General features: G+C 42.1%; 26 protein-coding genes and 2 tRNA genes. All 28 read right to left on the bottom strand.

The features are described from left to right. Positions 1 to 47: 47 nt before the first annotated feature. The 28 genes from spoIIE to MKZ05_RS00265 all read right to left on the bottom strand — a co-directional run bounded on the left by spoIIE (position 48) and on the right by MKZ05_RS00265 (position 25,566). A complete protein-coding gene (spoIIE, locus tag MKZ05_RS00400) occupies positions 48 to 2,531 on the bottom strand; it encodes a stage II sporulation protein E (RefSeq protein ID WP_003217965.1) in 2,484 nt (827 codons plus the stop codon). A 204-nt stretch (positions 2,532 to 2,735) separates the two neighbouring features. After that, positions 2,736 to 2,807 (bottom strand) — tRNA-Glu (locus MKZ05_RS00395). A 26-nt stretch (positions 2,808 to 2,833) separates the two neighbouring features. Then, a tRNA-Met gene (locus MKZ05_RS00390) sits at positions 2,834 to 2,907 on the bottom strand. A 177-nt stretch (positions 2,908 to 3,084) separates the two neighbouring features. Further along, positions 3,085 to 3,483, bottom strand: a complete 399-nt coding sequence (locus tag MKZ05_RS00385; RefSeq protein ID WP_003217901.1) for a S1 domain-containing RNA-binding protein — start codon at positions 3,481 to 3,483, stop codon at positions 3,085 to 3,087. A gap of 82 nt (positions 3,484 to 3,565) precedes the next feature. After that, positions 3,566 to 3,940: a septum formation initiator family protein gene (locus tag MKZ05_RS00380; RefSeq protein ID WP_003217952.1), complete on the bottom strand. Its 375-nt coding sequence runs from the start codon at positions 3,938 to 3,940 to the stop codon at positions 3,566 to 3,568. 18 nt (positions 3,941 to 3,958) lie between these two features. After that, positions 3,959 to 4,597, bottom strand: coding sequence for a spore cortex biosynthesis protein YabQ (gene yabQ / locus MKZ05_RS00375; RefSeq protein WP_003217942.1), 639 nt, complete (start codon positions 4,595 to 4,597; stop codon positions 3,959 to 3,961). After that, positions 4,594 to 4,902, bottom strand: coding sequence for a sporulation protein YabP (yabP, locus tag MKZ05_RS00370; protein ID WP_339160922.1), 309 nt, complete (start codon positions 4,900 to 4,902; stop codon positions 4,594 to 4,596). The genes yabQ and yabP overlap by 4 nt, the downstream gene beginning before the upstream one ends. 74 nt (positions 4,903 to 4,976) lie before the next feature. Then, positions 4,977 to 5,237, bottom strand: a complete 261-nt coding sequence (locus MKZ05_RS00365; RefSeq protein WP_003217975.1) for an RNA-binding S4 domain-containing protein — start codon at positions 5,235 to 5,237, stop codon at positions 4,977 to 4,979. Beyond that, positions 5,234 to 6,718, bottom strand: a complete 1,485-nt coding sequence (mazG, locus tag MKZ05_RS00360; protein ID WP_339160919.1) for a nucleoside triphosphate pyrophosphohydrolase — start codon at positions 6,716 to 6,718, stop codon at positions 5,234 to 5,236. The genes MKZ05_RS00365 and mazG overlap by 4 nt, the downstream gene beginning before the upstream one ends. Continuing rightward, positions 6,708 to 8,312 carry a polysaccharide biosynthesis protein gene (locus MKZ05_RS00355; RefSeq protein ID WP_003217981.1) on the bottom strand — a complete coding sequence of 535 codons (1,605 nt, stop codon included), beginning with the start codon at positions 8,310 to 8,312 and terminating at the stop codon, positions 6,708 to 6,710. Before MKZ05_RS00355 ends, mazG begins: the two co-directional genes overlap by 11 nt. A gap of 193 nt (positions 8,313 to 8,505) precedes the next feature. Then, positions 8,506 to 9,042 carry a stage V sporulation protein T gene (gene spoVT / locus MKZ05_RS00350; RefSeq protein ID WP_003217990.1) on the bottom strand — a complete coding sequence of 179 codons (537 nt, stop codon included), beginning with the start codon at positions 9,040 to 9,042 and terminating at the stop codon, positions 8,506 to 8,508. Between the two features lie 139 nt (positions 9,043 to 9,181). Further along, the gene (gene mfd / locus MKZ05_RS00345; protein ID WP_050945793.1) at positions 9,182 to 12,715 is read right to left on the bottom strand and encodes a transcription-repair coupling factor; all 3,534 of its coding nucleotides are present in this window, start codon (positions 12,713 to 12,715) and stop codon (positions 9,182 to 9,184) included. Positions 12,716 to 12,782: 67 nt separating this feature from the next. Then, a complete protein-coding gene (locus tag MKZ05_RS00340; protein ID WP_003217967.1) occupies positions 12,783 to 13,013 on the bottom strand; it encodes an anti-sigma-F factor Fin family protein in 231 nt (76 codons plus the stop codon). 55 nt (positions 13,014 to 13,068) lie between these two features. Next, positions 13,069 to 13,635: an aminoacyl-tRNA hydrolase gene (gene pth, locus MKZ05_RS00335; RefSeq protein ID WP_212046561.1), complete on the bottom strand. Its 567-nt coding sequence runs from the start codon at positions 13,633 to 13,635 to the stop codon at positions 13,069 to 13,071. 139 nt (positions 13,636 to 13,774) lie between these two features. After that, positions 13,775 to 14,401, bottom strand: coding sequence for a 50S ribosomal protein L25/general stress protein Ctc (locus MKZ05_RS00330; protein ID WP_251191529.1), 627 nt, complete (start codon positions 14,399 to 14,401; stop codon positions 13,775 to 13,777). Between the two features lie 134 nt (positions 14,402 to 14,535). After that, positions 14,536 to 15,489: a ribose-phosphate diphosphokinase gene (locus tag MKZ05_RS00325; RefSeq protein ID WP_003217907.1), complete on the bottom strand. Its 954-nt coding sequence runs from the start codon at positions 15,487 to 15,489 to the stop codon at positions 14,536 to 14,538. A gap of 22 nt (positions 15,490 to 15,511) precedes the next feature. Then, a complete protein-coding gene (glmU, locus tag MKZ05_RS00320; protein ID WP_003217924.1) occupies positions 15,512 to 16,882 on the bottom strand; it encodes a bifunctional UDP-N-acetylglucosamine diphosphorylase/glucosamine-1-phosphate N-acetyltransferase GlmU in 1,371 nt (456 codons plus the stop codon). Between the two features lie 198 nt (positions 16,883 to 17,080). Further along, positions 17,081 to 17,377 (bottom strand): septation regulator SpoVG, encoded by a 297-nt coding sequence (gene spoVG / locus MKZ05_RS00315; protein WP_034324487.1) that lies wholly within the window; start codon positions 17,375 to 17,377, stop codon positions 17,081 to 17,083. 224 nt (positions 17,378 to 17,601) lie between these two features. Further along, positions 17,602 to 17,979 carry a 2-iminobutanoate/2-iminopropanoate deaminase gene (ridA, locus tag MKZ05_RS00310; RefSeq protein WP_003217959.1) on the bottom strand — a complete coding sequence of 126 codons (378 nt, stop codon included), beginning with the start codon at positions 17,977 to 17,979 and terminating at the stop codon, positions 17,602 to 17,604. A gap of 37 nt (positions 17,980 to 18,016) precedes the next feature. Beyond that, the gene (gene purR, locus MKZ05_RS00305; protein ID WP_003217919.1) at positions 18,017 to 18,850 is read right to left on the bottom strand and encodes a pur operon repressor; all 834 of its coding nucleotides are present in this window, start codon (positions 18,848 to 18,850) and stop codon (positions 18,017 to 18,019) included. Between the two features lie 55 nt (positions 18,851 to 18,905). Continuing rightward, on the bottom strand, positions 18,906 to 19,775 hold the full coding sequence (gene ispE, locus MKZ05_RS00300; RefSeq protein ID WP_034620899.1) for a 4-(cytidine 5'-diphospho)-2-C-methyl-D-erythritol kinase: 870 nt from the start codon (positions 19,773 to 19,775) through the stop codon (positions 18,906 to 18,908). A gap of 146 nt (positions 19,776 to 19,921) precedes the next feature. Continuing rightward, positions 19,922 to 20,107, bottom strand: coding sequence for a small, acid-soluble spore protein, alpha/beta type (locus MKZ05_RS00295; protein WP_012008653.1), 186 nt, complete (start codon positions 20,105 to 20,107; stop codon positions 19,922 to 19,924). A 163-nt stretch (positions 20,108 to 20,270) separates the two neighbouring features. Then, positions 20,271 to 20,528, bottom strand: a complete 258-nt coding sequence (locus MKZ05_RS00290) for a Veg family protein (RefSeq protein ID WP_003217979.1) — start codon at positions 20,526 to 20,528, stop codon at positions 20,271 to 20,273. Positions 20,529 to 20,741: 213 nt separating this feature from the next. Further along, on the bottom strand, positions 20,742 to 21,626 hold the full coding sequence (gene yabG, locus MKZ05_RS00285; protein WP_034620903.1) for a sporulation peptidase YabG: 885 nt from the start codon (positions 21,624 to 21,626) through the stop codon (positions 20,742 to 20,744). 133 nt (positions 21,627 to 21,759) lie between these two features. Then, positions 21,760 to 22,638 (bottom strand): 16S rRNA (adenine(1518)-N(6)/adenine(1519)-N(6))-dimethyltransferase RsmA, encoded by an 879-nt coding sequence (rsmA, locus tag MKZ05_RS00280; protein WP_251191533.1) that lies wholly within the window; start codon positions 22,636 to 22,638, stop codon positions 21,760 to 21,762. Further along, entirely contained in the window at positions 22,631 to 23,191 is a 561-nt protein-coding gene (gene rnmV, locus MKZ05_RS00275) for a ribonuclease M5 (protein ID WP_012008650.1), read from the bottom strand. Before rnmV ends, rsmA begins: the two co-directional genes overlap by 8 nt. A gap of 160 nt (positions 23,192 to 23,351) precedes the next feature. Beyond that, the gene (locus tag MKZ05_RS00270) at positions 23,352 to 24,554 is read right to left on the bottom strand and encodes a ubiquitin-like domain-containing protein (RefSeq protein WP_339160911.1); all 1,203 of its coding nucleotides are present in this window, start codon (positions 24,552 to 24,554) and stop codon (positions 23,352 to 23,354) included. Between the two features lie 244 nt (positions 24,555 to 24,798). Then, entirely contained in the window at positions 24,799 to 25,566 is a 768-nt protein-coding gene (locus tag MKZ05_RS00265) for a TatD family hydrolase (protein WP_050945797.1), read from the bottom strand. Between the last annotated feature and the right edge of the window lie 81 nt (positions 25,567 to 25,647).

Here is a 25,647-nt window from a genome sequence, read left to right as displayed (position 1 = left end):
CTTTATATCCCCATCATCGCCAGAAGAAATTCATATTATACGATATTTCAAGAAATCTCTTGTTTCTCAAGATAGAATGTACCAGTCGGAATGGATGCCCATTTAGGCGTATTGTGATCAAGCCTGATGACAACAACCGTCATATCGTCATCAATTTGACCCGATCTTGTTCGAATGACCTCTTCCATTAATAAATCAGCAATCTCTTGCGGATCTTCTGTTTTAAAGCTTTTCATTTTGCGTTTCACCCAGAGATCATGATTTTCAATATGCTTTGGTCCTTCGAAAATGCCATCACTCATCATAATCAGCAGATCTCCTGCCTTCATCTGTTCACTCACAACCTCCACTTCAAATTCATCAATAATCCCAATCGGTAAGTTGCTCGCTTGTACCTTCATCACCTGATCACCCCGTTTAATAAAGCTGGGTGTTGAACCGATCTTAAGGAATTTACAGCTCGCATCCTGTAAATCAATAATGGACAAATCTAACGTTGAATAGATTTCATCTGTCGTTCGTAAAGATAAAATACTATTAATGGTTTTAATCGCCACTTTTTCATTGATGCCTGATGCCAATATTTTTTCTAACAGCTTAATCGTTTCATTGCTTTCAAAATGAGCCCTTGCTCCATTGCCCATTCCATCACTAATAGCCGCGGCATATTTGCCCGCACCCAGCTCCATCATGCTGTAGCTGTCTCCAGACACTAATCCTCCGCCTTTTGCTGCATGCGCTACGCCTGTAGCCACTCGATATGATTTTGCAGAGCCAAATACAACGTGGCAATAGCCTGTTGGGTGCTCTGCACACTGCTCTGCTTTGACTAAAATCTGTTCTTCTAAAATATCTGAGAGCATAGGGGCGATGATTTTTTCACATTCACCATGGCCCTGGCAATATGGGATTCTCATTTCAATATCGACATTCCCCTGCTCCAAGCTATAAATTTCTACTTGCTGAATTTCAATTCCAAAGTGCTGCAGTGCTTCTATCATCTGCTCTTCTTGAATAAAATGCTGTTCTCTTTCCCGTTTTATTTCCCGGGAAAAATCCTCCATCACTTGTGAGACACCCATCAGCTGTTCAGCTACCAGTCGTCTGCTGTCTTGGACTTTTTTCTTCAGAGTCTGGTTGGCTTTATAGTAAGCGATCTCCTCTTCAATCAATTCCTCGACATGTTTTGATTTTGAGCAGTGCTGGCTAAATTTCTTCTTCAATTTCCGGTTTTGCTCGTAGGTTTTTTCATCAGATTCATGCATAACTTGTTTCATCAGTTCATAGGTTGTATCAAAGTTCTGCACCCAGCATTTATTTTTCTTATAGCACGTTTGACAGGATCGTTCTGTGATCGTACTTAAAAAAAGATCTACATCCTCTTCCTGTTTCTTTTCTTCAGGAATGGAATCGTAAAATGTCGCAAAACTCTCAGACAGCGCATGAAATACGTTAGAAAATTGGTCTACCTTTTTTGCTGTCACATCTCGTACTTTCCGGGCGTATTGTTGCTGTTCCTGTACATGCTCTACCGTACCAGGAATATATTTCGCTACCTTAGAGGTCACTGATTGTGGCGTGAGCAAGAAGAGCGCAACCGCAATCAATGATTCATATAGCGTGGTTATGAGTCCTGCTGATCCTTCTCCGTACAAGGAAATAAGTAAGGAACCCACAATTAAGCCAATGGCTGCACCTGCTTTCTTCCCCTCTTTCAGCAATCCCCCTAATAAACCTGAAAAGGCAAGAAGACTCATCTGATAAAGGTTTCCGATGTTAGCGAGACCGAGAATTAATCCAGTCACGACACCCACTGTACAACCAATACTCGCTCCTCCAATAAAGGCAAAGCTCAGCACTACATATCGTGACAAAATATGCTCTGCCTGCATTCCTTGAAATGTGATGCCTGCCAGACCTGTTAAAACTGAGGCAATCAAAATCATAAAGCAAATAATTTCTTCAACCTTTAAGGAGTGTTTGATTTTCCTGACTGTAAAAATCGGCAGGCTTTGAAGGAAAATCAGTGTCAAAATGAAGGCAAGTCCTGCTTCGACACCCGCCATGACGTAATCGTAGCTTTGCACAGCACCTTGCTCTAGGTAAACAAACGCTCCTCTGGTGATCAGCATTGACAGCACAATGACAACCGGCAATGTTTTCACTGGGTCTTTGATGATGAAAGAAACCACCTTGGACATAAGAAGGAATACGATCAGCGACGCAAACACAAACAATGCATTTTGAGGTGATATCGTCATGGCTCCAGCAAGTAAAGCGAGACAAGCAAGCATGGACTTATCTCTTTTGATAAGTAGCATCGAGCCAAAGAAAGGCAGAGCAAACGGCATAATTTCAGATAATATAAAGGCTCGTCCTAATAAAAAACCAAGAACGACATAAATAAACCCTTTATAGAAAAAAAGAGAATGCGTATGATGAAGAAACAGGTTTTTCATCTTTTTTAACCCTGCACTGATTCTTTCAAACCCCGCTCCTGTTAAATCAGTTCTTCTTTCTAGTTTTTCCATCTTTTCATCCCCCACCTGATATTCGTTGCTTGTCATTATAGCGAAGGTGAAAAAGAAATTTTGTCAAAAGAAGTTGTCGTTTCCATAAAACGTTCGACGCTTTATTCGTCAAAAAGGCATACTTTCATGAAAGTCGATGTCTTTCATCAGAATTTTACGAAGACACAAAAAAACAGCTTTCCTAAAGAAAGCTGTTTTCGAAGATGACCCGTACGGGATTCGAACCCGTGTTACCGCCGTGAAAGGGCGGTGTCTTAACCGCTTGACCAACGGGCCTTGCTTTTATGTTCTAATAAAAAGGATAGCGGCGGAGGGGATCGAACCCCCGACCTCACGGGTATGAACCGTACGCTCTAGCCAGCTGAGCTACACCGCCATAATAAAAATGCGCTAAGAAGCACAAGATCTATAATACAAAGGAATCGCTTGTCCGTCAATAGGAAGTTTTAAATTAAATGACGAAATCTCAAAAAATGTCGTATGGATCAAGAAAAAAAGCACCTGCGGACAGCAGGTGCTTTGTTGTGAAAGATATATAGAAAGCAGCAACAAGTTAACCTCTTCTTGCTCCGCGTCCCCCACGTTTTGATTCCGTGTTACGTTTTAAAGATGTTAAGCGGTCTTCACTATCTTTTAAGAATTTGTTCATTTTTTGCTCAAACGATTCCTTCGGACGGAAATCATTTCTGCTCGGTCTTGATTGTTGTTGTTGAGGACGATCTTTTGCTTTTTTAATGGACAAGCCGATTTTACCGTCTTTTTCAACGTTAATCACTTTCACTTCAACTTGTTCACCGACTTTTAAATGCTCATTAATATCTTTTACATAGTTATCGGCTACCTCACTGATATGAACGAGACCAGTTGAACCGCCTGGCAACTCCACAAAAGCTCCAAAATTTGTAATGCCCGTAACTTTCCCTTGTAACTTGCTGCCAACTTCAATCGACATAAAAAAAGTGCTCCTCCTTAGACTTATAAAAAAATCTCATTTGTTCAATTATACATAAACTGAATTTTAAGTGTCAACAAGGCTAATCGCTCTTATTGCCCACATCAAAGATTTTTTCGCCTTTTTTGGACATATAATAGTCTCGTCGTGCCAGTTCGAGTACGTATTCCTTGCTTTTCAGCTTTTTAATTTCATCAGAAATATCTTCCTGCTTTGTTTGTAATTGCTTTAATTCTTTTTCGAGCGCAACCTTCTTCTCTTCTTTTTCCTTTAATGAGGACGATTGCGACCAGAGGGCACTTGTCACCAAGACAGCAAACATGAGCACGATCACACCAAACACGGTAAGCCTTCTAAGGAGTCCACGGCGTTTGCGTTTTAAGCGTTGTGCTTGCTGTTCCATTTGTTTTTGGTAATCATTTTGAATTTGTGCGATATTTCTTTTTCTCTTGTTCAAGGTTGAAGGCCTCCTCTCTTACTTTGTCCAGAATTGTTTCCATTTCGTTTTGATGGTACCAGATAATTTCTTGGTCCCTTGTAAAATTCCTGCTCCTTTAGAGAAAAACAATCTCATTGATGTTCGCCATTTTTCGGGAATCCGATGAATAATGGTCACATTAAGTAACCAGATGAGCGGATAACAAACAATGGACAGCACCTTCCACACGAGCCGAAACGTAAAACGAACAAGACGTAAGAGCGAGTGGAACAAGAACAGTATAACACTTATGACCATTGTGACAATCCAACGGATCGGCTGGAAGACGATCGACATGACCAGCCTTTTAAGGATGAGAACGGTTTGATAAATACACATCGTGATAAATTTGAGAATGTTCATATACAGCTGTTTCATCAATGCCTGATACATCGAGAACCCTAGTGCAACGGCTAGAAAGATATAAAGCCTGAATTCTCCCTCATTTGTCAGCAGCAGAACATAAAAGAATAAGAGACCCTGTACCAGCCAAAAAAGGAGATCGTGTATAATCAAAAGCCATTTTGCTGTCTTTTCCCGATTCACAAACAGCTTGTACGTATCAAGCGATGCGCCCAGCCAGATGCCCATCGCTACCATCGAAAGCATCGTATAAAACTGGACTGTCAGCGTCATTTAAACAGCTTGCTAAAAAATCCTTTAGCTTTCTCCCCGTGCTGCTCATCTACATAAATTATGTCAAAGACACGTCCTTTAATCGACACAACGCCTTTTTCGACGTCTAGGTTTTTCATTTGCAGATTTTCTCCACGGATAGCGAGAATCCCCATGACCGTCTCAAGCAGAAATTCTTCATTATCAAAGCTTTCCACCTGTTTGACGCCGGTAATATCTAAATGCTTTCTGTTTCGCATTGTGATATTGTGTTCCGCTTCTGATGACAGCTTCGTGCCTTGAGGTTGATTATAATATTGATTCATTTATACATCCCCCATATCTCATACTTGCATTGTTACTGCATTGTATGTGACAGGAGGATCATTTAGAACAAGCCCTATTCTGCTGTTTTTTCTTCTTTTAGCACAGTATACATGCCAGCGGCTTCTTCTTTTTTCGTTGTGTCCTTTAACTCGTTGACTTGAACCGTCACTAGTTTTTGACCAAAACGGATTTTAAGCTCGTCTCCTTCTTTCACATCAGAGCTGGCTTTCGCCTGTGTGCCGTTAATCGAAATTCTGCCTTGATCAGCGACTTCTTTTGCCAATGTTCTTCTTTTGATTAAACGGGACACTTTTAAAAATTTATCTAATCTCATGTATGCTCACCTCTTTCTATACGTTTGGCATCGTTCCATAGATCGTCCATTTCCTCTAGCGTTAAGTCCTCTAATGAACGTCCCATGTCCTTTGCTTTTTGTTCGATATGCTGAAAGCGACGCATGAATTTTGTGTTGGCGGAAGCGAGCGCCGTTTCAGGCTCTAGCTGATAGAACCTTCCAATGTTGACGAGAACAAACAAAAGATCTCCAAATTCGTCTTTCATCTGCTTCGTTGCACTTTCGTCCGGCTTCTCTGCCACTTCAACGAGAAATTCCTGCTTTTCTTCTTCGTATTTGTTCCAAATATCTTTCACATCTGTCCAATCAAAGCCTACTTTGGCGGCTTTCTTTTGGAGCTTATATGCCTTTGTTAGTGCTGGAAGCGTCGCCGGGATGGATTGCAACATAGAGGCTGCCCGCTCCGGCTTCTCCTGCTGCTTGATTTTTTCCCAGTTGACGACCACTTCTTCTGCTTCAGAAACATTTGTGTCGCCAAACACATGGGGATGTCTACGAATCATTTTTTCTGTGACATGCTGGATGACGTCATCAATTGAGAAAAAGCCGTCATCTTCACCAATTTGAGCATGAAGTAACACCTGCAGCATCACATCTCCGAGCTCTTCCACCATGTGGTCTGGATCATCTTCATCTATCGCTTCAAGCAGTTCATAGCATTCTTCAATTAAATAGGGTTTAAGTGACTCATTGGTTTGTTTTTGATCCCATGGACAGCCGCCCGGACCTCTTAATGTACGGATGACGTCACGGAAGGTGTCAAATTGTTGGTAAAGCAGCTTTTCATCTTGAATCGGAGGCACATAAACACTCGTTAAGTTATTTATCGACACATCTCGATCAAGTTCAAATAAAGGAACGGCAGTAATCTGTTCCAAGCTGCTTCCAGCCGCAGTCACAATATAGACTTCATAATCGTCTGGAAGCTTTTCCATCAGCGTGAGTTTCACATTCGAAGCGGTGAGCTGATCATATACCTGACAAATGAGGACATGCTGGGTCAATTTCAGATCGTCCGCTCTCATATCTCCTGCATCAACGAATTGGAATCCCTCGATGGGGTCGATCTGCAGGGAGTTAAACGTCGCATCCAAAAAGCTTTGTCCACCAGCAACGGACACCTCAATCCCGCGCTCTTGCTGCTGAGAAACTAATAGCTGGACGGTCTTTTCAGCGACAAATGGGTGACCTGGTACTGCGTACACAATCTCCTTTTCCGCAGCCTCTGTAAATAAAATTTCCGTGATATCCTGATAGACCGAATCAAACTGATCGTGCTTTTCATAAATCTCATCAAAAAAGGTCAGCGATGGAACCTCCTGCATCAACTCTGCGGTAAGCGGGTGGTCCTGCGTTCTCATAAATACTTCTTTCGCCTGCTTCAGCTGCTTGTATACACCGAGCGTCAGCTGATCCATGTCGCCTGCCCCAAGACCGACGACGGTAATCTTACCTGCCATTTTGATTCCCTCTCATCTGTTTAAAATATAAAATCTTTTCTCCTAATGGAATGAGTCTCCATTCCTCGTCCGTAAATACTTCTAGCTTAAGAATACTATATAAAAAGGCGAAACCACCAATAAAAACTGACGTCAGGCTCTCTAAAACGGAAAAAGGACGTTTTTCAAAGGGAATGACCCAAGAAAACAGTGCCTGATACCCTATTAAGACAATGGCCATGAAAGCGGCCGATAAAAGAATTTTCACTGGAAACAGCTCTCTCAACGAAATCCATCCTTTATGCCTCAAATAAACGGCATTGAGCAGAGCGGCAGCGAGAAAACCGCACACGGTTGACCATGCGGCACCGTAGATGCCAAATAGCGGCACAAGTGCAAGCGTGAGTATCCATTTCACTAGCACACTGAGAAGCACCACAACAGCCGGATACACAGTATGCCCAAGCCCTTGAAGTAAAGCTGCTTGCGTAATCGCAATCGATGTAAATGCGATGGAAATACAGAATATTTGCAGCGCATCGGTACCTAAATCATTACGAAAAAGCATGGTATTGACTGACGAAAGAATACAAATCAGCCCAACTGCGGAACCAATCCCTAAAACTGACGTGGTTTTAAACGATGTACGTACTTTTTGCCTGATCGCTTCATGCTCTCCATTCCTCATGGCAGCAGATAAAAATGGCACAAGAGAGGTCCCGATGCTAATGGCAAACACTGTCCCTAGCTGTAAAAACGGCTGCCCTCGGTCATACACACCTTTTGCCGCCTTTGCCGCGGCTTCACTCAGTCCCTCACTGCGCAGCAACGCATACAGATGAAAGGCATCAATCATTTGCATCCATAAAATGAGCAATCCGCTGACACAAATCGTGAATGTATACAGCACCAAACTCTTCAAAACATCCTTTTTCCGAAGTGTCGCCCGCTTGACTGTCATAGGTGCAGAAGACTGTTTTCGGTAAGTCAGCCAAAGGAAAAGAAGCAGTATAAGCGAGGCCGCGCTTCCCGCTATGGAGGAGAAGACTGCACCCGCCCCTGTTTCATAAAGCGAATAGCCGTGCCTGACGAAATAGAAGGATAAAACAAGCAGGACGCCTACCCTGATGAGCTGCTCAACCAATTGAGAAACAGCTGTTGGAAGCATCATACCGTCACTCTGAAAAACGCCTCTCAGCATCACGGTAAGCGGCAGAAATAAAAACACGAAAGCACTCATTTGGATGAGCAGGATTAATTGACTGTCCGCCATAAGGCTCGCAATACTGCCTGCTCCTATGTAAAGACAAAGAAATAAGACCAGGCTCAGTAAAGTGATATAGACCAAGGATACCCTTGTAATAATTCGTCGATTCTCCTCCCCATGCTCACTCAAAAGCTTGGACACCATGACAGGAAACCCTGTGGTGCCGAGCATGATCGCAATACCTAGGAAGGGGTACACTTGCTGATAAATATAAAACCCTGTGTCTCCTACGATGTTCTGGAACGGAACACGATAAACGGCACTTAGTACCTTTGATAACAAGCCTGCGATGGTCAAAATCACCGCACCCTGGAAAAGCCAATGCGGCTGATTCACAGCATTTTTCATGGATGACTCCTTTAAAAATAGATCTACAGTTAAACGCACTCATTATATCATACGTGAATGAAAAGCCGTTTCTTTCTAAGGAGTAGACGGCACATTTCTCGTTTTGTTTCATTCCATATAAAAAACGCCGACAAAATCAAATGATTTCATCGGCATTCTTTCGTTTCATCAAAATGATATAGAATTATTAGACCTAGTGTTCCATTTGACGGGCTAGGAAGCCAGCTGCTGTTTCTGCCGCTTTATGCTCCACTTCCCCCATTGAACGCTCTTTAGAAAATAAGACGACGGCGCCAATCGGATCTCCGTTTGCAACAATAGGTGCAATGGTATAAGCAGATACGTCATCATCAATACCATCGACAAGTTGAATTTCTTTTTTGCTTTCTTCTAATACAGAATTGCGCTGGTCCATTGTTCGTTCAAGTAAATCACTGATGGATTTGTTTAAGTACTCTTTTTTCGAACTGCCGGATACAGCAATATACGTATCTCGATCACAAATCAGGATGGAATGACCCAAACTGTCGAATAATGCATCAGCATATTCCTTCGCAAAGTCTCCTAGCTCACTAATCGGCGAATACTTCTTCAAAATGACTTCTCCATCGCGGTCGACGAAAATCTCAAGCGGATCTCCTTCCCGGATGCGCAATGTTCTGCGAATCTCCTTCGGAATAACCACTCTACCTAGATCATCGATGCGGCGTACAATTCCAGTTGCTTTCATTCACTGCTGCCTCTCTTTCGTTTGATGATGTGTTGGGTGAATGGAGCAAAAGCGTCCACTTTATGCAACATTCACCACTTGACCCTGAGATTAGTATCCGTCACATCAACCGTAATATACACGAGAGACAAACAAATTTTTATGAAGATGGAATGGTTTCTTTTTTCACATCTTGAAGACCCCGAAGCATATTCAGAACGATTTCAAGCCATTCCCCTGTCTTCTTGCCTTTCGTTTGGACAGAAATAATTAGCTTGCTGCCTTCCATTCCTAAGCCAATATCACGGCCATATTTACTGCCGAGGGCAAATAATTTTTGACCGTCGATTTCACTGCTTGATTGCTCTTCAAGGGTGAGCCTGACAATGCCTTTCTCCATCTTGATCAGTTCGACACGTTCCTGCACTGCGTATACTTTCATCGTCGCAATCGTGAACAAGTCCGCCACTTCTTGCGGATATTCACCGAATCGGTCGATCATCTCATCTTGAAGCTCTTTTCGCTCTTCAATTGATCCAATCGCTCTGAACTGTTTATACATCTCGATCTTTTGCTTCCCATCCGAAATGTAAGTGTCCGGGATGTAAGCATCGATTTGCAGATCGATTTCCGGTTCGAATTTATCTTGAGCCGTTGTATCGCCTCTTCTTTCCTCAATGGCTTCTTTCAGCATTTGAGAATAGAGGTCGAATCCAACAGAATCAATGAATCCATGCTGCTGTGCACCAAGTAAATTTCCTGCTCCTCGAATAGTTAAATCACGCATCGCAATTTTAAATCCTGATCCGAGCTCTGTGAATTCTTTAATAGCTTGAAGTCTCTTCTCTGCTACTTCAGAAAGAACTTTATCTTTTCGATACGTGAAATAAGCATATGCGACACGATTCGAGCGTCCTACTCGTCCTCTTAGCTGGTACAGCTGAGAAAGCCCCATTTTATCCGCATCGTGGACGATGAGCGTGTTCACATTTGGAATGTCGACTCCCGTTTCAATGATGGTGGTACTGACCAATACATCTGATTCACCTTCAAGGAAATTGATCATCACTGATTCCAGCTCGTTCTCACTCATTTTCCCATGTGCATAGCTGACTTTCGCATCTGGAACTAACATAGAGATTTCATCTGCTTTTCGTTCAATATCCTCGACACGGTTGTACAGGAAGTACACTTGACCACCGCGTGCTAGTTCTCGCTCAATCGCTTCTCTGACTAAAGCGCCATTGTACTCGACCACATAGGTTTGAACAGGGAAACGGTTTTCAGGCGGTGTTTCAATAACCGATAAATCCCGTACGCCAAGCATAGACATATGCAGCGTACGCGGAATTGGCGTAGCCGTTAATGTCAGTACATCGATATTGGCTTTCATCTGTTTAATTTTCTCTTTATGGGTCACACCAAAACGCTGCTCTTCATCAATAATCAACAAACCTAAGTCTTTATAGACAATATCTTTAGAAAGCAAACGGTGTGTACCAATAACCATATCAATCGTTCCATTTTTCAACCCTTTTAACGTTTCGGTTGTTTCTTTTCTTGTACGGAAACGGCTCAGCTGAGCAATTTTGACCGGATAGTCTTGGAATCGGTCCATAATCGTGTCAAAATGCTGCTGCGCTAAGATGGTTGTCGGCACGAGTAGAGCAACTTGCTTCCCGTCAGCAATCGCTTTGAAGGCGGCTCGAATCGCCACTTCTGTTTTTCCGTATCCCACATCTCCACAAAGCAGGCGGTCCATTGGACGCTCCCGCTCCATGTCTTGTTTGATTTCATGAATCGAACGGATTTGATCATCTGTTTCCTGGTAAGGGAACGCTGATTCAAACTGGTGCTGCATCTCATGATCAGGCGAGAAGGCATACCCTTTGCTTGCCTCACGCTCTGCGTACAGCTTAATGAGATCATCTGCGATGTCCTGTACAGAGGACTCTACTTTTTTCTTCACACGTTTCCAATCGCTGCCGCCTAGTTTGTACAGCTTTGGTTCTTTACCTTCTGATCCAACATATTTCTGTACCTGATCAATTTGTTCAACCGGTACATAAAGCTTGTCGCTTCCTTGATAATGAATATTTAAATAATCTTTATGAATGCCGCCGATTTCAAGCGTTTCAATTCCTAAATACTTACCGATCCCGTGGTTAATGTGCACCACGTAATCGCCGACTTGAAGCTCTGAATAGCTCTTAATTCGCTCTGCATTGGTCAGCTTTTGCTTACGCGCCTGCTTCTTCACACGTTTCTTGAAGAGCTCGCCTTCTGTGATCACGGCAATTTTCGATAACGGCAGTTCAAAGCCTGTTTGCAGCTCACCTTGTAAAATATAAACCTGCCCGCTTACAAGCTCTGCGTCCGGCTTGGCAAGAGCGGCTTCAATGTCATAATCATGTAAGACAGAAGACAGTTTGTCTGTCCGCTCTTCATCCGCACCTAAGAAGACAACTGTATATTGTTGTTTTTTGTAGCGTTCAATTTCACTTGCAAGCACATTCATCTGCCCGTGGAAATTCTGCATTTGCTTACTAGATACATTGACGATATTTTGCGGATTTGTCTGCTGGACATGTCTCAGGAACAAGGAGTAGTACAGAATCGACCGCGATTGCTGATTGATCAGTTGTTGGAACGGGAAAGAAAGGGATAAATCATGAAGAATATTGCCTTCTTCAAGCAGGCTAATTGTCCAATCGGCTTCTTCCTGCTCAAGCTGTTCTTCCATCTCCTGAATCCTGCTAATTTCATCTAAAATAATAATCGTATCCTGTGAAGTGTAATCTAGCAAACTAGCAGGTTTTTCATAGAAATAGGACAGGTACTTCGTCATTTCCTGTGTCACGATACCCTCTAGCAGCTTCTCTCGATCAGCAGAAATATGTTGATGCAGCAATTCTTTTTGCTGGTCCGAGTTGAATTTCTTTAAGCTCTTCGCAAGTCCTTGATCAAGCTGTTCAATGGCTCTTACTCGTTCAGGCCCTCTCACAATCAGCTCTTTTGCGGGACCGATTTTAATTTCTTGAAGTGTTTCTAATGAACGCTGTGTATCCGAGTGGAATGTTCGAATTGAGTCTACTTCTGTATCAAACAGCTCAATACGAATTGGGTGATCTTCCGTTAACGAATAAATATCAATGATTCCTCCGCGCACACTAAAATCTCCGGGCGCAGCAACCATTGACGTCCGGTCATAACCGATTTGTACAAGCTGTTTTGAAAACGCCTCCAAATCAATTTCTTCACCAAGCTTTAAATGGATCTGACTCTCCTTCCAGAGCTCAACTGGCGGAAGCATTCGACGCACCGCAGCAGCCGGGGTGACGATAATGGGGTTTTCTCCATTCGCCAGCCGGTTCAGAACATCTAGACGCTGTGCTCTGAGCTCAGGGCTTGCAACGGCAATTTCTGAAGCAATGAGTTCATTCACAGGATAAAGAAGGACCGAGCGATCTGACATCACACTGGCAAGATCATCTGTTACCTTCTGCGCTTGATACAAGTTGTGAGTCACAATAAACATTGGCCGCTTAAGTTCGTCTGATATAGCGGCTGTAAATAAAGATCTGACGGAGCCTGATAGTCCGGCGAGCAGCTGTTCTTTTAACCCTTCCTTTAGCCCATTAAAAATGGACTGAAAATCATCACTTTGTTTGATAAATGATTGTATATTTTTCATTTGGCTCCTCCTCCCTGCTTGTTTAAAACAGAAAAACGCTTTGGTCTATTATCTACACCAAAGCTTTTTATTGAATAAAGGTATGATACTGATGGTAATCAGGATTTCTTTCGAGCGCCTCTTGGCAATCCTCACAAATGGTTTGTACATGTAAATCACCATTTTCCCTATAAGAAATCATATCGTTTCTTTCCTCATTTGTTAAGTGATGAAATCCAAGTGCTTCACTTTGAACAGCGGATTCATCTAGACTGCCAACCTTTACACCACAGTGCCGGCAGTAATAATGCAAAGCCATACGTGATCCTCCCATGCTGAGATTTTATGATCAGTATGTGCTTTGCTTATCATTCTTATACCTTTTTGTTAAAATCATTCATCACTTCTAAAAATGGCTTAGTTAAAGCCGCCTCACAAGCTTCGACAGACGCCTGAATGGCTGATGCAATGTCAGGCTGCTCCTCTTCTGAAAAGCGTCCTAGCACGTAATCGACGACCTTCATGCCATTTTGAGGGCGTCCAATGCCAATACGGAATCGATCAAACTCAGGTGACCCTAAATGCTGAATCAACGATTTGATTCCATTATGCCCGCCAGCACTTCCTTTTGTACGCAAACGAATCCGGCCAGTTGGCAAATCAAGATCATCATAGATGACTTTCAAATGTTCAAGAGGAATATCATAGTAATCCATTAGCGGACGCACGCATTCTCCTGATAAGTTCATATATGTAAGCGGCTTTACAAGTAGAACCTTTTGCCCTGAAACAAACCCTGTTCCAAACAGTCCATTGAATTTTGACTGATTTAAAGGGATGTCCCATTTTTTCGATAATTCATCTATTGTCATAAACCCGACATTATGTCTTGTTTTTTCATATTCTTTTCCTGGATTACCTAATCCAACGAATGCAAGCATGAAACCAATAACCTCCTTTGTCACAAAGCACACGCCTAAAAAATGAGCCAATAGGATTGCCTCATGTAAAACGTATGAATTCTTTTCATTCTAGCACAAAAGACGCAACCGCGGGAGGGTTACGTCTCTAAATGACCAGTTATTCTCCATCGTTATCCTTTTCTTTAATGGCCTCAGGTTCTTTTGGTTCCTCTGTGCTATCTGGTTCAGGAACCTCTGATTGCTGAGGCGGTAAAATGGATGCCACGACTTCTTCTGGATCGTTATTCACTTGATATGATGACTGAACAGACAAATCAGCGACTGTTAGGACATCATTCACTTCTAAGTTTGTAATATCTGCTTCTATATGCTGAGGGATGTCTTTTGGTTTCGCTGTAATGGATAGTTCAAATAGTGGCTGCTGAAGCACACCGCCATCTTTAACTCCTTTAGATTCGCCAATCAGTTGAACAGGTACATCCGCTTCAATTTCACGCTGTAAATCGACCACTTGGAAATCTGCATGGACAAGCTCATTTTTCAGCGGGTCTGTTTGTAATTCTGTGACCATCACAGATTTTGTTTCACCGTTCACGTCTAGTGTGATGATTGTATTCTTCCCTTCATCACGTAAGGTCTTTAATAAATCGATGCTGTCTAGTGAAACAGCCAGGTTGTCTGTATTTTTTCCGTATATGACACCAGGAACGTGTCCTGAATGACGGATTTTTTGCAGTGTGGAACGTTTGAAATCAGTTCTTTTATTTGCTTTTAAAGTTGCCATATTCAGCACCATCCTATTTCATTTTTGTCACTACTCTCATAATTACCCATAACCGAATCATTTTAAACCTATTTACTGTGAATGATAGCAAAAAGACCCCAAGCGGATGCCTAGGGCCTTTTTTAATCAGAAAATTAGCTGAAAAGGTAGCTCACAGATTCTTCTTCATGTACACGGATGATGGCTTCTGCAAGCAAAGGCCCAACTGAAAGTGGAATGAATTTTCCAACTTTCTTGTCATCTGTTAAGTGAATACTGTTTGTCACAACTAATTCTTTAATTTTAGAATTTGTGATACGTTCTACTGCTGGTCCAGACAATACTGGGTGAGTACAGCAAGCATAGACTTCAGCCGCTCCATTTTCCACAAGTGCATTTGCAGCAAGTGTAATGGTACCAGCTGTATCAATGATATCATCGATGAGAATCGCCGTTTTGCCTTCAATGTTACCAATGATGTTCATCACTTCAGCAACGTTTGGCTTTGGACGACGTTTGTCGATAATTGCGATTGGCGCTTTCAGGCGATCTGCCATTTTACGCGCACGTGTTACACCACCGTGGTCAGGAGACACAACGACGATATCATTCAAGTTTTTCTGTTCGAAATAGTTTGTTAAGATTGGCACAGCCATTAAGTTATCGATTGGAATATCAAAGAAACCTTGGATTTGCGGCGCATGAAGATCAAGTGCAATGACACGTGTAGCACCTGCTGTTTCAAGTAAGTTCGCAAAAAGCTTCGCAGTGATCGGCTCACGAGGTTTTGCCTTACGATCTTGACGTGCATATCCGTAATAAGGGATCACAATATTGACCGTTTTCGCAGAAGCGCGTTTTAGTGCGTCTACCATAATGAGCAGCTCCATAATGTGCTCATTCACTGGCGCACTAGTGGATTGAATGACATAACAATCACAGCCGCGGATACTTTCTTCAATATTGATTTGGACTTCACCGTCACTAAAGCGTTTAACAGAGCTCTTTCCTACATCAACTCCGATACGATCGGCAATTTCTTTCGCAAGTTCAGGGTTTGAATTCAAAGAGAATATCTTTAAATTCGCATCAGCATAACGATTAGACATGGTAAACCTCCGGGTATTTGGATTATTTTTTATGAATATTTTTCACATAATCTTCTTTATTGACTTGTCTTGCTCTAGCAATAGACAATGCATCCTGCGGTACATCTTCTGTAACCGTTGAACCAGCTGCAACATATGCCCCTTTTCCGACAGTGACTGGTGCCACGAGATTAGAATTACAGCCAATAAAAGCGCCATCTTCAATCTTCGTTAAGAATTTGTTCTTCCCATCATAGTTGACTGTAATAGATCCACAGCCAAGGTTTACATCAGTTCCGACCTCTGCATCTCCAATATAGCTTAGATGAGATGCTTTGCTGCGGTCACCGAAAACCGTTTTCTTGATTTCGACAAAATTCCCGATCTTCACTTCATCGCCAATTTTCGACAACGGGCGAATATGAGCAAACGGCCCAATTGTCACATCGACTCCAACCTCACTATCGCAGACGACAGATTGCTTAATCACTGTGCGGTCTCCGATGATGCTGTCAACAATTTCAGTGTTTGGCCCAATAGTGGCGTCTGCACCGATTTTCACATTCCCTTTGATGACCGTCCCAGGATAAATCATTGTATCTTCACCGATCACTGCATCAGGTGAAATATACGTGTTCTCAGGATCAATCAAGGTCACACCATTCTTCATATGCTGATGATTAATACGTCGCTTCATGAATTGCTCTGCTTGTGATAGAGCGATACGATCATTGACTCCAAGTGTTTCTTCAAAATGCGGTGTTTGATATGCTGCAACCGTTTGTCCTTCATTCTTTAAAATTTCAATGACATCTGGCAAATAGTATTCGCCCTGTGCATTTTCATTCGACACTTGCTCAATCACACGGAAGAGATCTTCATTTGAAAAACAATAAGTCCCTGTATTAATTTCATTCACTTGACGTTCCGCATCATTCGCATCTTTATGCTCCACAATTTTCACGACAGCACCAGTTTCGTCACGAATAATACGACCATAACCTGTCGGGTCATCCGCATGTGCTGTTAAAATAGTGACTTTCGCTTGATGTTTTTGATGCTCGCTCAACATAGCTTCCATTGTTTCCGCTGTCAATAATGGCGTATCACCACAAATGACAATGGTTGTTCCCTTTTCCTGCGCAAGGAACGACTTTGCTTGCTTGACGGCATGTGCTGTTCCCAGCTGTTCTTCTTGAAGTGCATACTCACTTCTGTCTCCAAGCTGCTCTTTGACGTTCTCTGCTCCATGACCGACAATCGTCACTAGCTTGGCTAAAGAAAGCTTTAACGCTTCATCTGCCACATGCTCGACCATTGGCTTTCCGCAAACTGGATGAAGTACTTTGTATAGCTTTGACTTCATTCTCGTTCCTTTTCCCGCTGCTAAAATCACTGCGAACCGCTTATCCATTGATTGGCCTCCAATATCCCTATTATCCATAGAAAAATATATCCTAAATAAGGACTGATTTCAAGGATACATGAGGAAGTACAATATTTTTCTAACGGATGAAACATATAAGACACATGAGGAAAAACGCAAAAAAGACAGCATTTAAAAGAAAACATCCATTTTCTCTTAAAGCTGCCTTTTTAGGTTAACGTATCATTAAGAAGCTCCAGCTTCTTCATATTCAATTGTCTCTTCCTCTTCGCCTAAGCGATGATATTCATTTAATACAGCATCTTGGATTTTTCCCCGAGTACCTGAATTAATTGGATGTGCAATGTCGCGAAACTCTCCATCAGGCGTGCGTTTGCTAGGCATTGCAACAAACAAGCCATTGTTTCCATCAATCACACGAATATCATGAACAACAAATTCGTGGTCCAGCGTGATGGATGCAATCGCCCTCATGCGACCATCGGTATTCACGCGGCGTAATCTTACGTCAGTAACTTCCACAGTAGTTCACCACCTTTTCCCAATATAAAAGCATTACTTAGGTATTCAACGATTGTGGTGATTCTCCTGCTCTTTTTTAAAACTTTTTTGAAATATCGGGATATTTATACATTTTTTGTCATTTTCGTGACGACGCTTACATTCTCTGCGCGAAAAAAAGACATCATGATGATGTCTTTTCCTGCATATGATGAAACCAAACGGCTTTCGTTACGATTGCCTGTTTACTTTACTAATGCAATCACTTCAATTTCTACGAGTGCATCCTTAGGAAGTCTTGCCACTTCCACACAAGAACGAGCTGGCTTATGTGTATGGAAATACTCACCGTACACTTCATTTACTTCTGCGAATTGTTCCATATCTTTGATAAAAACTGTTGCTTTCACGACTGTTTCAAAGGAAGCACCTGCTGCTTCAAGTACGGCCTTAAGATTACGGAACACTTGATGAGTTTGTTCTTTAATATCTCCATTTACAAAGTCTCCAGCTGCCGTTAATGGAATCTGCCCGGAGCTGTAAAACATGTTATTGACAATAATCCCTTGAGAGTAAGGTCCAATGGCTGCTGGTGCATGTTTGGTTTGAACAACTTTTGTCATATCAATCTCTCCCATTCAACTACATGTTTATCAATGCTTAAGCTTTCGAATGAAAAAACTCGTGGAAATTGCCTTCATTGATCTCAATGATCTTCTGCTTCATATCAATGGTTGAAAGCTTTAAAAGCGATACATACTCATCAACGAGACGTTCATCTACGCCTTCATCTTCTAAAAGAACACCGATCCCTGCAACATTTGCATTAAATTCCTCAAGCAAATTCACCATGCCGTTAATGGTTCCGCCAGCTTTCATAAAGTCATCAATGATCAGGACATTGGATCCTTTATCTAAGCTCCGCTTTGCAAGTGACATGGTTTGAATTCGATTAGACGAACCTGACGCGTAGTTAATACTTACAGTTGATCCCTCAGTTACTTTATTATCTTTTCTAACGATCACAACCGGCACATTTAAATAACCCGCAACAGAATAGGCAATAGGAATACCCTTTGTCGCAACAGTCATGACGACATCAATCGCACGATCTGCAAAGATGGTCGCAAATAGCTTACCGATTTTCGCAAGGATTGAAGGATTCCCTAAAACATCGGTTAAATATAAATAACCGCCAGGAAGTACACGTTCAGGAGTCGATAGAGCTTCTCCGATATCGTTTACCACGTCGTCTGCTTCTTTTAGGTGAATCTTCGGAATATATTTCACTCCGCCAGCAGCACCAGGTACAGTAAGCAATGTGCCTATTCCCTGCTGTTCGAAGGTCTGTTTGATAATCGTTAAGTCTTCACTAATGGAGGACTTCGCAGATTGATATCTTTCTGCAAAAAAAGTTAACGGTACTAGTACGTGCGGGTGGGCTAACAAATAATTTGTTAAGTCCACCAATCTGCCGCTTCGACGAAACTTCATGAACTTACCCCCAGAACCCGAATAATTTATGATAAATATAACTTAATATACGGATTTAATCAAGGGCATTTTGTTCGCCGATCATGCGGACAGCGTATACTTGATCACAAAATCCTCTCAGTCCGTTATATATTCTTTGTACCTTCGATTCATATTGAATCAAGCCAAATACTGTAGGGCCGCTTCCACTCATTAAAACAGCGTCAGCACCGAAACGCTTCATCTGTCTTTTGATCATATCTACTTCTGGATACATCTTTAATGTCACAGACTCTAGAACATTTCCGAGTGAGCCGCACATCTCTTTATAATCTTTCGCTTCAATCGCTTCAATCATACGCTTTACATTCGGGTGTTCTACTTTGCTTGCGTCATATTGTCTATAGACTTCAGCTGTAGATACCCCAATCACCGGCTTCGCTAAAATCACCCAGCAATGCGGCGGTGTCGCAATATGCTGCAGCTTTTCTCCACGTCCTGTCGCTAGTGCTGTGCCTCCGTGTACACAAAAGGACACATCTGAGCCGATCTCCGCTCCAAGCTCAGCTAGTTCATCTAACGTGAGGTTCAGCTTCCACAAACGATTTAAGCCGCGAAGTGCTGCTGCTGCATCACTGCTGCCTCCAGCTAACCCTGCTGCGACTGGAATTGTTTTTGTGATGACAATGGATACACCTTTTTGAATACCGAACCTTGTTTTAAGTAATTTAGCCGCCTGATAAGCCAAATTACGCTGATCATCTGGCACAAATCGATTATGAGATGATACACGGATTTCATCCTTGTCCAGCTCCGTCAGCTCAAGTCGATCTGCAAGGTCTATTGTTGTCATCACCATCTCCACTTCGTGATATCCATCCGGTCTTTTTCCATGAACATCAAGTGAGAGATTAATTTTCGCCGGTGCTTTTTCTAAAATACGCAAACATTTCACCTACTTCTCCATCTAAACATAAGTATCAATATTGTATCACATTTGATGGATCTGATGAATATAGGCTTTTACGCTGAGCACACTGACTTTTTCATCAAAAAAAGCCAGAGACACCCGAGGTATCCCTGACCGTTTTTCTATCGTTGATTCTCATCCTGAGCCATGTGCTGTTGAGCTAATTCAATAGCACGTTTGACCATATTACCTGCGTCACGCGCACGAATCTCTCCCCAGCCTCCATTTTTGACGGTATCATAAAATCCAAGATCCTTCGCCAGCTCGTATTTGAACTCATCTGACATAATGCCTCGGCGTCTACCCAAACGAAACAGCCCCTTTAGTCGAGAATTCGAATCAGTGCCACCGCTTGTGTGGCTTTCTTATTTTGTATCGAATCCTTTCTTTTACCCCTTTCAAAAAATGGACAGACTCCCATTCAGAAAAAAAGGCAAAACAAAAAGCAGTAAACAAAAAGTTCACTGCCCATTAATAGGCGACTGAGCTAGCGGTATCATCGAACGTTAATTCGACCGTCTCAGTCAGTATATCTGCATAACTATAAGAAACTCTTTCAAACGAATTCTCATCTTGATCTAATTGAATCACAAATACAGAAGGGTACGTTTCAGCTAAAATGCCCGAACGCTCAATTGTTTTACGGCGGCCCCCGTTAGCCTTTAACGTCAAACGTTTACCTAAGTTACCATCAAGCGATCTTTTGATGTCGGACAAAGTCTTCGCCATTGCATCCACCTCACTGAGATAATTATACAACAACGGCCCGTTTTTGTCAAATAAAAATTAAATTATATCAACGAACACGAGCCATTGTCAACAAAATAATTTTGACAAACTTCTACCTTTTCTCCTCCCTATTTTTCTCAATTTCCGGTGAATTATGTATCCTTTTGCAATTTCTTTTTGAACATAAAAAAAACCAGACTGAAATCAGTCGGGTTATGTCGATTCATGATCTCTTTTATATGGCATACCTACCCTTAGAACACCCTTCGTCTCGATGCCTCCGAGCCCTTTTTCTCTTGTTAATGTATTTCGGAGCACATCCCACACGTTGATTCGATCTACAAATGGAGTGAAGCTGATCTTCGCAACGATATAGACGGGGTCGAGCGCATGGATATTCACACGGGAAGGCGAGCTCGCAAAATTGGCACCTGCTTGGATCAATGATTCGAAATGAGATTGACAGGCACCAGCAAAGATCACAAGCTGATCTAAATGAGGGATTTTCCGTCTGGCTTTTTGAACCGTTTCAACGAAATGCCGAGAATGACGATATGCACTGATATCATGTACGCCGCCCTTTTGCTTGGAATACGCATCATGTCCTGTGATAACCAATATATCTGGCCGATATTGATCAATTAACGAGTCAATCATGCTTGGCATTTTCTTCTCATGGCAATGCACCCCATACACAGGTACACCAATTCGTTCATATACATCTAAGCATTTCTTTAAGTATGAAGCATCTCCATCTAAATGAAGGACCTTTCCAGGCATGTGAAAATACTGCTCCTGATGCTGATATTGTCCAGAAGTATAATACTCTTGTTTTTCCCGCAGCAGCTGATAATCCTGTCTTAGTAAATCGAGCGATTCATTGATTTTTCTTTCGTCATTTTTCTCTCTAGTCAGCTGTTCCTCTTTTTGAACCTTGACGAGATCTGACAACTTGGCATCAGCAATCAGCCTCACTTCATTCCCATGCAATATGGCGGTGGCTTCGTGCTGATCGGTCTCATCAATTCGAATAATTCGAAACAAAATATCCATTTGATAGGATGCCCTTGTCACCATATCTCCTATTTGAAATTGCATGCTTTTCACTCCACAATCAGGCTCATATCCTGTTGGTATCGTCTTGCGCTAAATATGTTCGTCTTTCATGGTGCTGTTCTTTCTAGCCTATGCCCGAACAAACGAAGTGGTGAAAAACAAAAGAAAAAAGCCCTTAAGACAGGGCTTTTTGTAAAACATTCGCCAAACGGGCAAATTCCTCAATGGATAATGACTCGCCGCGGCGCTTTCCATCAATGTCTGCTGTTTGAAGTGCTTCTTCAATGATCGCTTTATGTTGCTTTCCATCAGGTAAGTTGTTCATGAGATTATTCATCAATGTTTTTCGGCGCTGACCAAAGCTCGCACGGATCAATTGAAAGAAAAACTCATCATTTTCTACTGAGACAGCAGGCGTTTCACGAACGGTCAGCTTGATCACAGCCGAATCGACATTTGGCTGTGGAACGAAAACCGTTTTAGGCACAACCATCACCGTTTTCGCTTCCGTATAGTATTGAACTGCGATAGACAGCGAATTGTATTCCTTTGATGAAGGGACAGCGGCCATACGATCTGCTACTTCTTTTTGCAGCATGACTACAATCCCTTTCAATGGAAGATTTTCTTCAAGCAGCTTCATAATAATCGGTGTCGTCACGTAATATGGAAGGTTGGCGACAACCATCACTTCTTTACAGTCAGCAAAGTTTTCCTCGATGACCTTTCCCACATCTGCCTTTAATACGTCTTGATGAATGATCGTAACATTATCATATGGAGAAAGTGTATCGTTTAAAATGGGCAATAACCGCTGATCGATTTCAAACGCGGTGACTTTCTTTGCACGCTTAGCGAGCTGCTCGGTCAATGCACCGATACCAGGCCCAATCTCAATCACGCCGGTTTCATCCGTCACCTCTGCGTGATCGACAATACGATCGAGTATATTTGTATCAATTAAAAAGTTCTGCCCTAAGCTCTTTTTAAAAGAGAAACCGTATTTCTTCAGTATTTCCTTCGTTCTGATGGGTGTCGCTATATCTTTATTCATCGGCTTCCTCCTGCATGACGGTCTTTAAGGCCGCAATAAAATCATGTTTGGTTATTTGGAACATGTGAAGGCGCTTATGCAGCTGCTTCGCATTGGTATATCCTATATTTAATAGCACACCTAGTCGTTCTCTGCGGCGTTTCGATGATTCGCCTCCGATTAGGCCTGCGTCAAATAAGTCATCTAATGTAATGTCACTTTCCGTTACTTCCATTTCCTCATGGACATGGGCAAGGCATTCCCGAATACTGTCCAAGGAAGCATGCTCGACACCAATTCCTTTGTCCCGCTTCGCCTTCGCGAGATGTTTTGGCAAAAATGCGTGCTTACAGCCAGGAACCGCTTCTGCGATGGTTTTCCGGATCTTTTCCCCAGGGAAATCAGGATCAGTTAAAATAATGACCCCTCTCGTCTCCTGAGCAAGACGCACTTGTTGAATAACTGTATCGCCAATGGCTGATCCGTTTGTTTCGATCGTATCTGCATCAACTGCCATCTTCACTCTCGCAGTGTCGTCACGACCTTCCACCACAATGATTTCTTTGATTTTCATGTATTCCTCCGCTTGCAAAAACAATAAACAATTTTTGGTTAAAAAATGAAACCTTTCTTGCTGTTTTTGCGTCTAATTAATTAGAAAACAGTGCTTCTATTATAACCAAAAAAACAGAGGGTGCGCAAAGCCCTCTGTTCATATAAATGATTTGATGTGTTTATTTGAGTACTCTAATTTTCACTCGTTTATTTCCCCATTGATAAGCTGCCGACTTATTTGGGACGAACACATCAATTTTATTCCCTTTTATAGCAGATCCAGTGTCTGATGCAACGGCATATCCATAGCCTTCCACATACACTTTAGAGCCTAGCGGAATGACACTCGGATCAACTGCTATGACCTTTGCACCTGGATTTGATTTTAAATTATAGCCAGTTGACGTTCTGCCCGTACATCCAGCACAGCTCGCTGTATAGGCTGTCGACGCCACATAAAATTCTTTTCCTGACGATTCATTGCTTCTTGAAACGGCAGGTGTCGCTTTAGGCTCTTTTTGGGACTCTTGTGTACCAATGGCCACTAAACGATCCTTGCTATCTTTTTCAGTCACTTCTTTAACCAATTCTTTAGACACCACTTTGCCGTTTTCTTTCACAATGGCATAGTGCTTCTTCAATTTACCTTCTTCACCTTTTTTAAGCACCTTCTCTTTTCCTTTTTCAAGAGAACGATCCTTTTTATGTTTGGTATCAAAAGCAATTTTCTCTTCCACTACATCGGTGACTTTTTCCACCCGAGTGATCTGGATATCTACGCTTTTATTAGAAATGTGACTATGTAACGCAGGTTTGATCTTATCGTGCTTCTTGAGCTTCAGCTCTTGTTGCTTTAAAAAGTCAGCGACCGTAGTCGAAGTGGTCCACACTTTTTTCTCTTTTCCTCCATCATTTACGCTGACCTGGAAGGCCTGCTGAACCACAAGATCCATATCCTTTTTAATCTTGTTATTCTTTCCTGGAGTTACTTGATCGTGCTTCCCAATATCTATCTTCTCATTCTTCAATAATGCTCCAACCGTCTGATCTGTTGTCCATATCGTTTTCTCTTTCCCATCTAGGGTCAGATGAACCGGTATAGCCGCATCATACACAATGTTCATGTTGTCTTCAATCTTTGTATTTAGACTTGGAGAGATATGATCCTCCGCCTTGGTCTTTATTCCAAGGTCTGAAAACAGCTGTGCTACTGTCTCTTCATGTGTACGAATTGTCTTCTCTTTACCATTGATTGAAATGGTAATAGACTGCTTAGTGAGCTCATGCGCACCGTAAGCCGTCCCAGTTCCAGCTAAAAGCAAGCAAACAACTAGTAATAAAACCTTGCCTTTTCCTAGCTTAACAGAAAACAGATTTTTCATTTTTTGTACGATGAAAAACGCCTCCTTCTCCTCGGAGAGATTATATAGAGTATCTCAAAACCTGTCAACCCTTCCACCCACTGTACAAAAATGCTCGATTGTAACCCTATTATGGGAGATTAATGGAAGGAAGGGAAGAAAGACTTATCGACAACTTATCCTATGAAGAGGCGTAAACGTGTAGAACATTTTCGTTATGTTTCACAAATGGACAAGCTTAAACAAGGATTGACATCATATACTGTCAGTTTATACCGAAAACTTTTTTCGCATTTTTTGTGGTCAATTCAGCAAGCTCTTCAAAGCTTATTTCTCGTAACTCCGCAATTTGTTCTGCGATATATTTCACATAACTTGGCTCGTTGCGTTTTCCTCTAAATGGCGCTGGTGTTAAGTATGGGCAGTCTGTTTCAATCAAAAGTCGGTCACTTGGTATGTCTTTGACAACTTCCTTCGGTTTTTTGGCATTTTTAAATGTCACGGGTCCACCGAATGAAATATAAAAGTTCATATCCATACACGCTTTTGCGATTTCTAGGCTGCCAGTAAAGCAATGCATAATCCCTCCAACTTCAGCCGCTCCCTCTTCCTTTAAGATCGTCACGACATCTTCCGTTGCGTCACGATTATGAATAATGATCGGAAGATTCACTTCCTTCGCAAGAGCAATTTGACGTCTAAAGACTTCTTTTTGCACATCTTTTGGCGACTTGTCCCAATAGTAATCGAGACCCATTTCTCCAATTGCAACGACTTTTTCATGTTGAGATAATTCTTTGATCCACAGCAAATCTTCATCTGTCATATCGATGGCGTCGACTGGGTGCCAGCCAATGGCTGCATAGATGAAATCATACTCTTCAATTAATTCCATTGCTCTCGTAATTGTCGGGCGGTCAAACCCTACCACTACGATTTTTTCGACTTTTTCACTCTTCGCTCTTTCGATCACCTGCTCTAAGTCTTCATTATATTGTTCCGCATTTAAGTGGGCATGTGTATCAAATAACATCGTTGATTGCTCCTTTCGACAATTCTTCTAAAAAACAAAAGGTGTTCGACGAAATGTTACACGTGGAACACCTTTGTTGAT

This window comes from Bacillus sp. FSL M8-0277, from assembly GCF_037975305.1.
Classification (GTDB): Bacteria; Bacillota; Bacilli; order Bacillales; family Bacillaceae; genus Bacillus; species Bacillus pumilus.
This window is presented reverse-complemented; position numbering and strand designations above follow the sequence as displayed.

Coding starts and splice junctions, on each gene's coding strand:
- spoIIE (WP_003217965.1), bottom strand. CDS start 2,531: ATGGAAAAACTAGAAAGAAGAACTGATTTAACAGGAGCGGGGTTTGAA.
- MKZ05_RS00385 (WP_003217901.1), bottom strand. CDS start 3,483: ATGTCGATTGAAGTTGGCAGCAAGTTACAAGGGAAAGTTACGGGCATT.
- yabQ (WP_003217942.1), bottom strand. CDS start 4,597: ATGACGCTGACAGTCCAGTTTTATACGATGCTTTCGATGGTAGCGATG.
- yabP (WP_339160922.1), bottom strand. CDS start 4,902: ATGAATCAATATTATAATCAACCTCAAGGCACGAAGCTGTCATCAGAA.
- MKZ05_RS00365 (WP_003217975.1), bottom strand. CDS start 5,237: ATGAGATTAGATAAATTTTTAAAAGTGTCCCGTTTAATCAAAAGAAGA.
- mazG (WP_339160919.1), bottom strand. CDS start 6,718: ATGGCAGGTAAGATTACCGTCGTCGGTCTTGGGGCAGGCGACATGGAT.
- MKZ05_RS00355 (WP_003217981.1), bottom strand. CDS start 8,312: ATGAAAAATGCTGTGAATCAGCCGCATTGGCTTTTCCAGGGTGCGGTG.
- spoVT (WP_003217990.1), bottom strand. CDS start 9,042: ATGAAAGCAACTGGAATTGTACGCCGCATCGATGATCTAGGTAGAGTG.
- mfd (WP_050945793.1), bottom strand. CDS start 12,715: ATGAAAAATATACAATCATTTATCAAACAAAGTGATGATTTTCAGTCC.
- MKZ05_RS00340 (WP_003217967.1), bottom strand. CDS start 13,013: ATGGCTTTGCATTATTACTGCCGGCACTGTGGTGTAAAGGTTGGCAGT.
- pth (WP_212046561.1), bottom strand. CDS start 13,635: ATGCTTGCATTCGTTGGATTAGGTAATCCAGGAAAAGAATATGAAAAA.
- MKZ05_RS00330 (WP_251191529.1), bottom strand. CDS start 14,401: ATGGCAACTTTAAAAGCAAATAAAAGAACTGATTTCAAACGTTCCACA.
- MKZ05_RS00325 (WP_003217907.1), bottom strand. CDS start 15,489: ATGTCTAATCGTTATGCTGATGCGAATTTAAAGATATTCTCTTTGAAT.
- glmU (WP_003217924.1), bottom strand. CDS start 16,882: ATGGATAAGCGGTTCGCAGTGATTTTAGCAGCGGGAAAAGGAACGAGA.
- ridA (WP_003217959.1), bottom strand. CDS start 17,979: ATGACAAAAGTTGTTCAAACCAAACATGCACCAGCAGCCATTGGACCT.
- purR (WP_003217919.1), bottom strand. CDS start 18,850: ATGAAGTTTCGTCGAAGCGGCAGATTGGTGGACTTAACAAATTATTTG.
- MKZ05_RS00290 (WP_003217979.1), bottom strand. CDS start 20,528: ATGGCGAAGACTTTGTCCGACATCAAAAGATCGCTTGATGGTAACTTA.
- yabG (WP_034620903.1), bottom strand. CDS start 21,626: ATGCAATTTCAAATAGGAGATATGGTGACAAGGGCATCCTATCAAATG.
- rsmA (WP_251191533.1), bottom strand. CDS start 22,638: ATGAATAAAGATATAGCGACACCCATCAGAACGAAGGAAATACTGAAG.
- rnmV (WP_012008650.1), bottom strand. CDS start 23,191: ATGAAAATCAAAGAAATCATTGTGGTGGAAGGTCGTGACGACACTGCG.
- MKZ05_RS00270 (WP_339160911.1), bottom strand. CDS start 24,554: ATGAAAAATCTGTTTTCTGTTAAGCTAGGAAAAGGCAAGGTTTTATTA.
- MKZ05_RS00265 (WP_050945797.1), bottom strand. CDS start 25,566: ATGTTATTTGATACACATGCCCACTTAAATGCGGAACAATATAATGAA.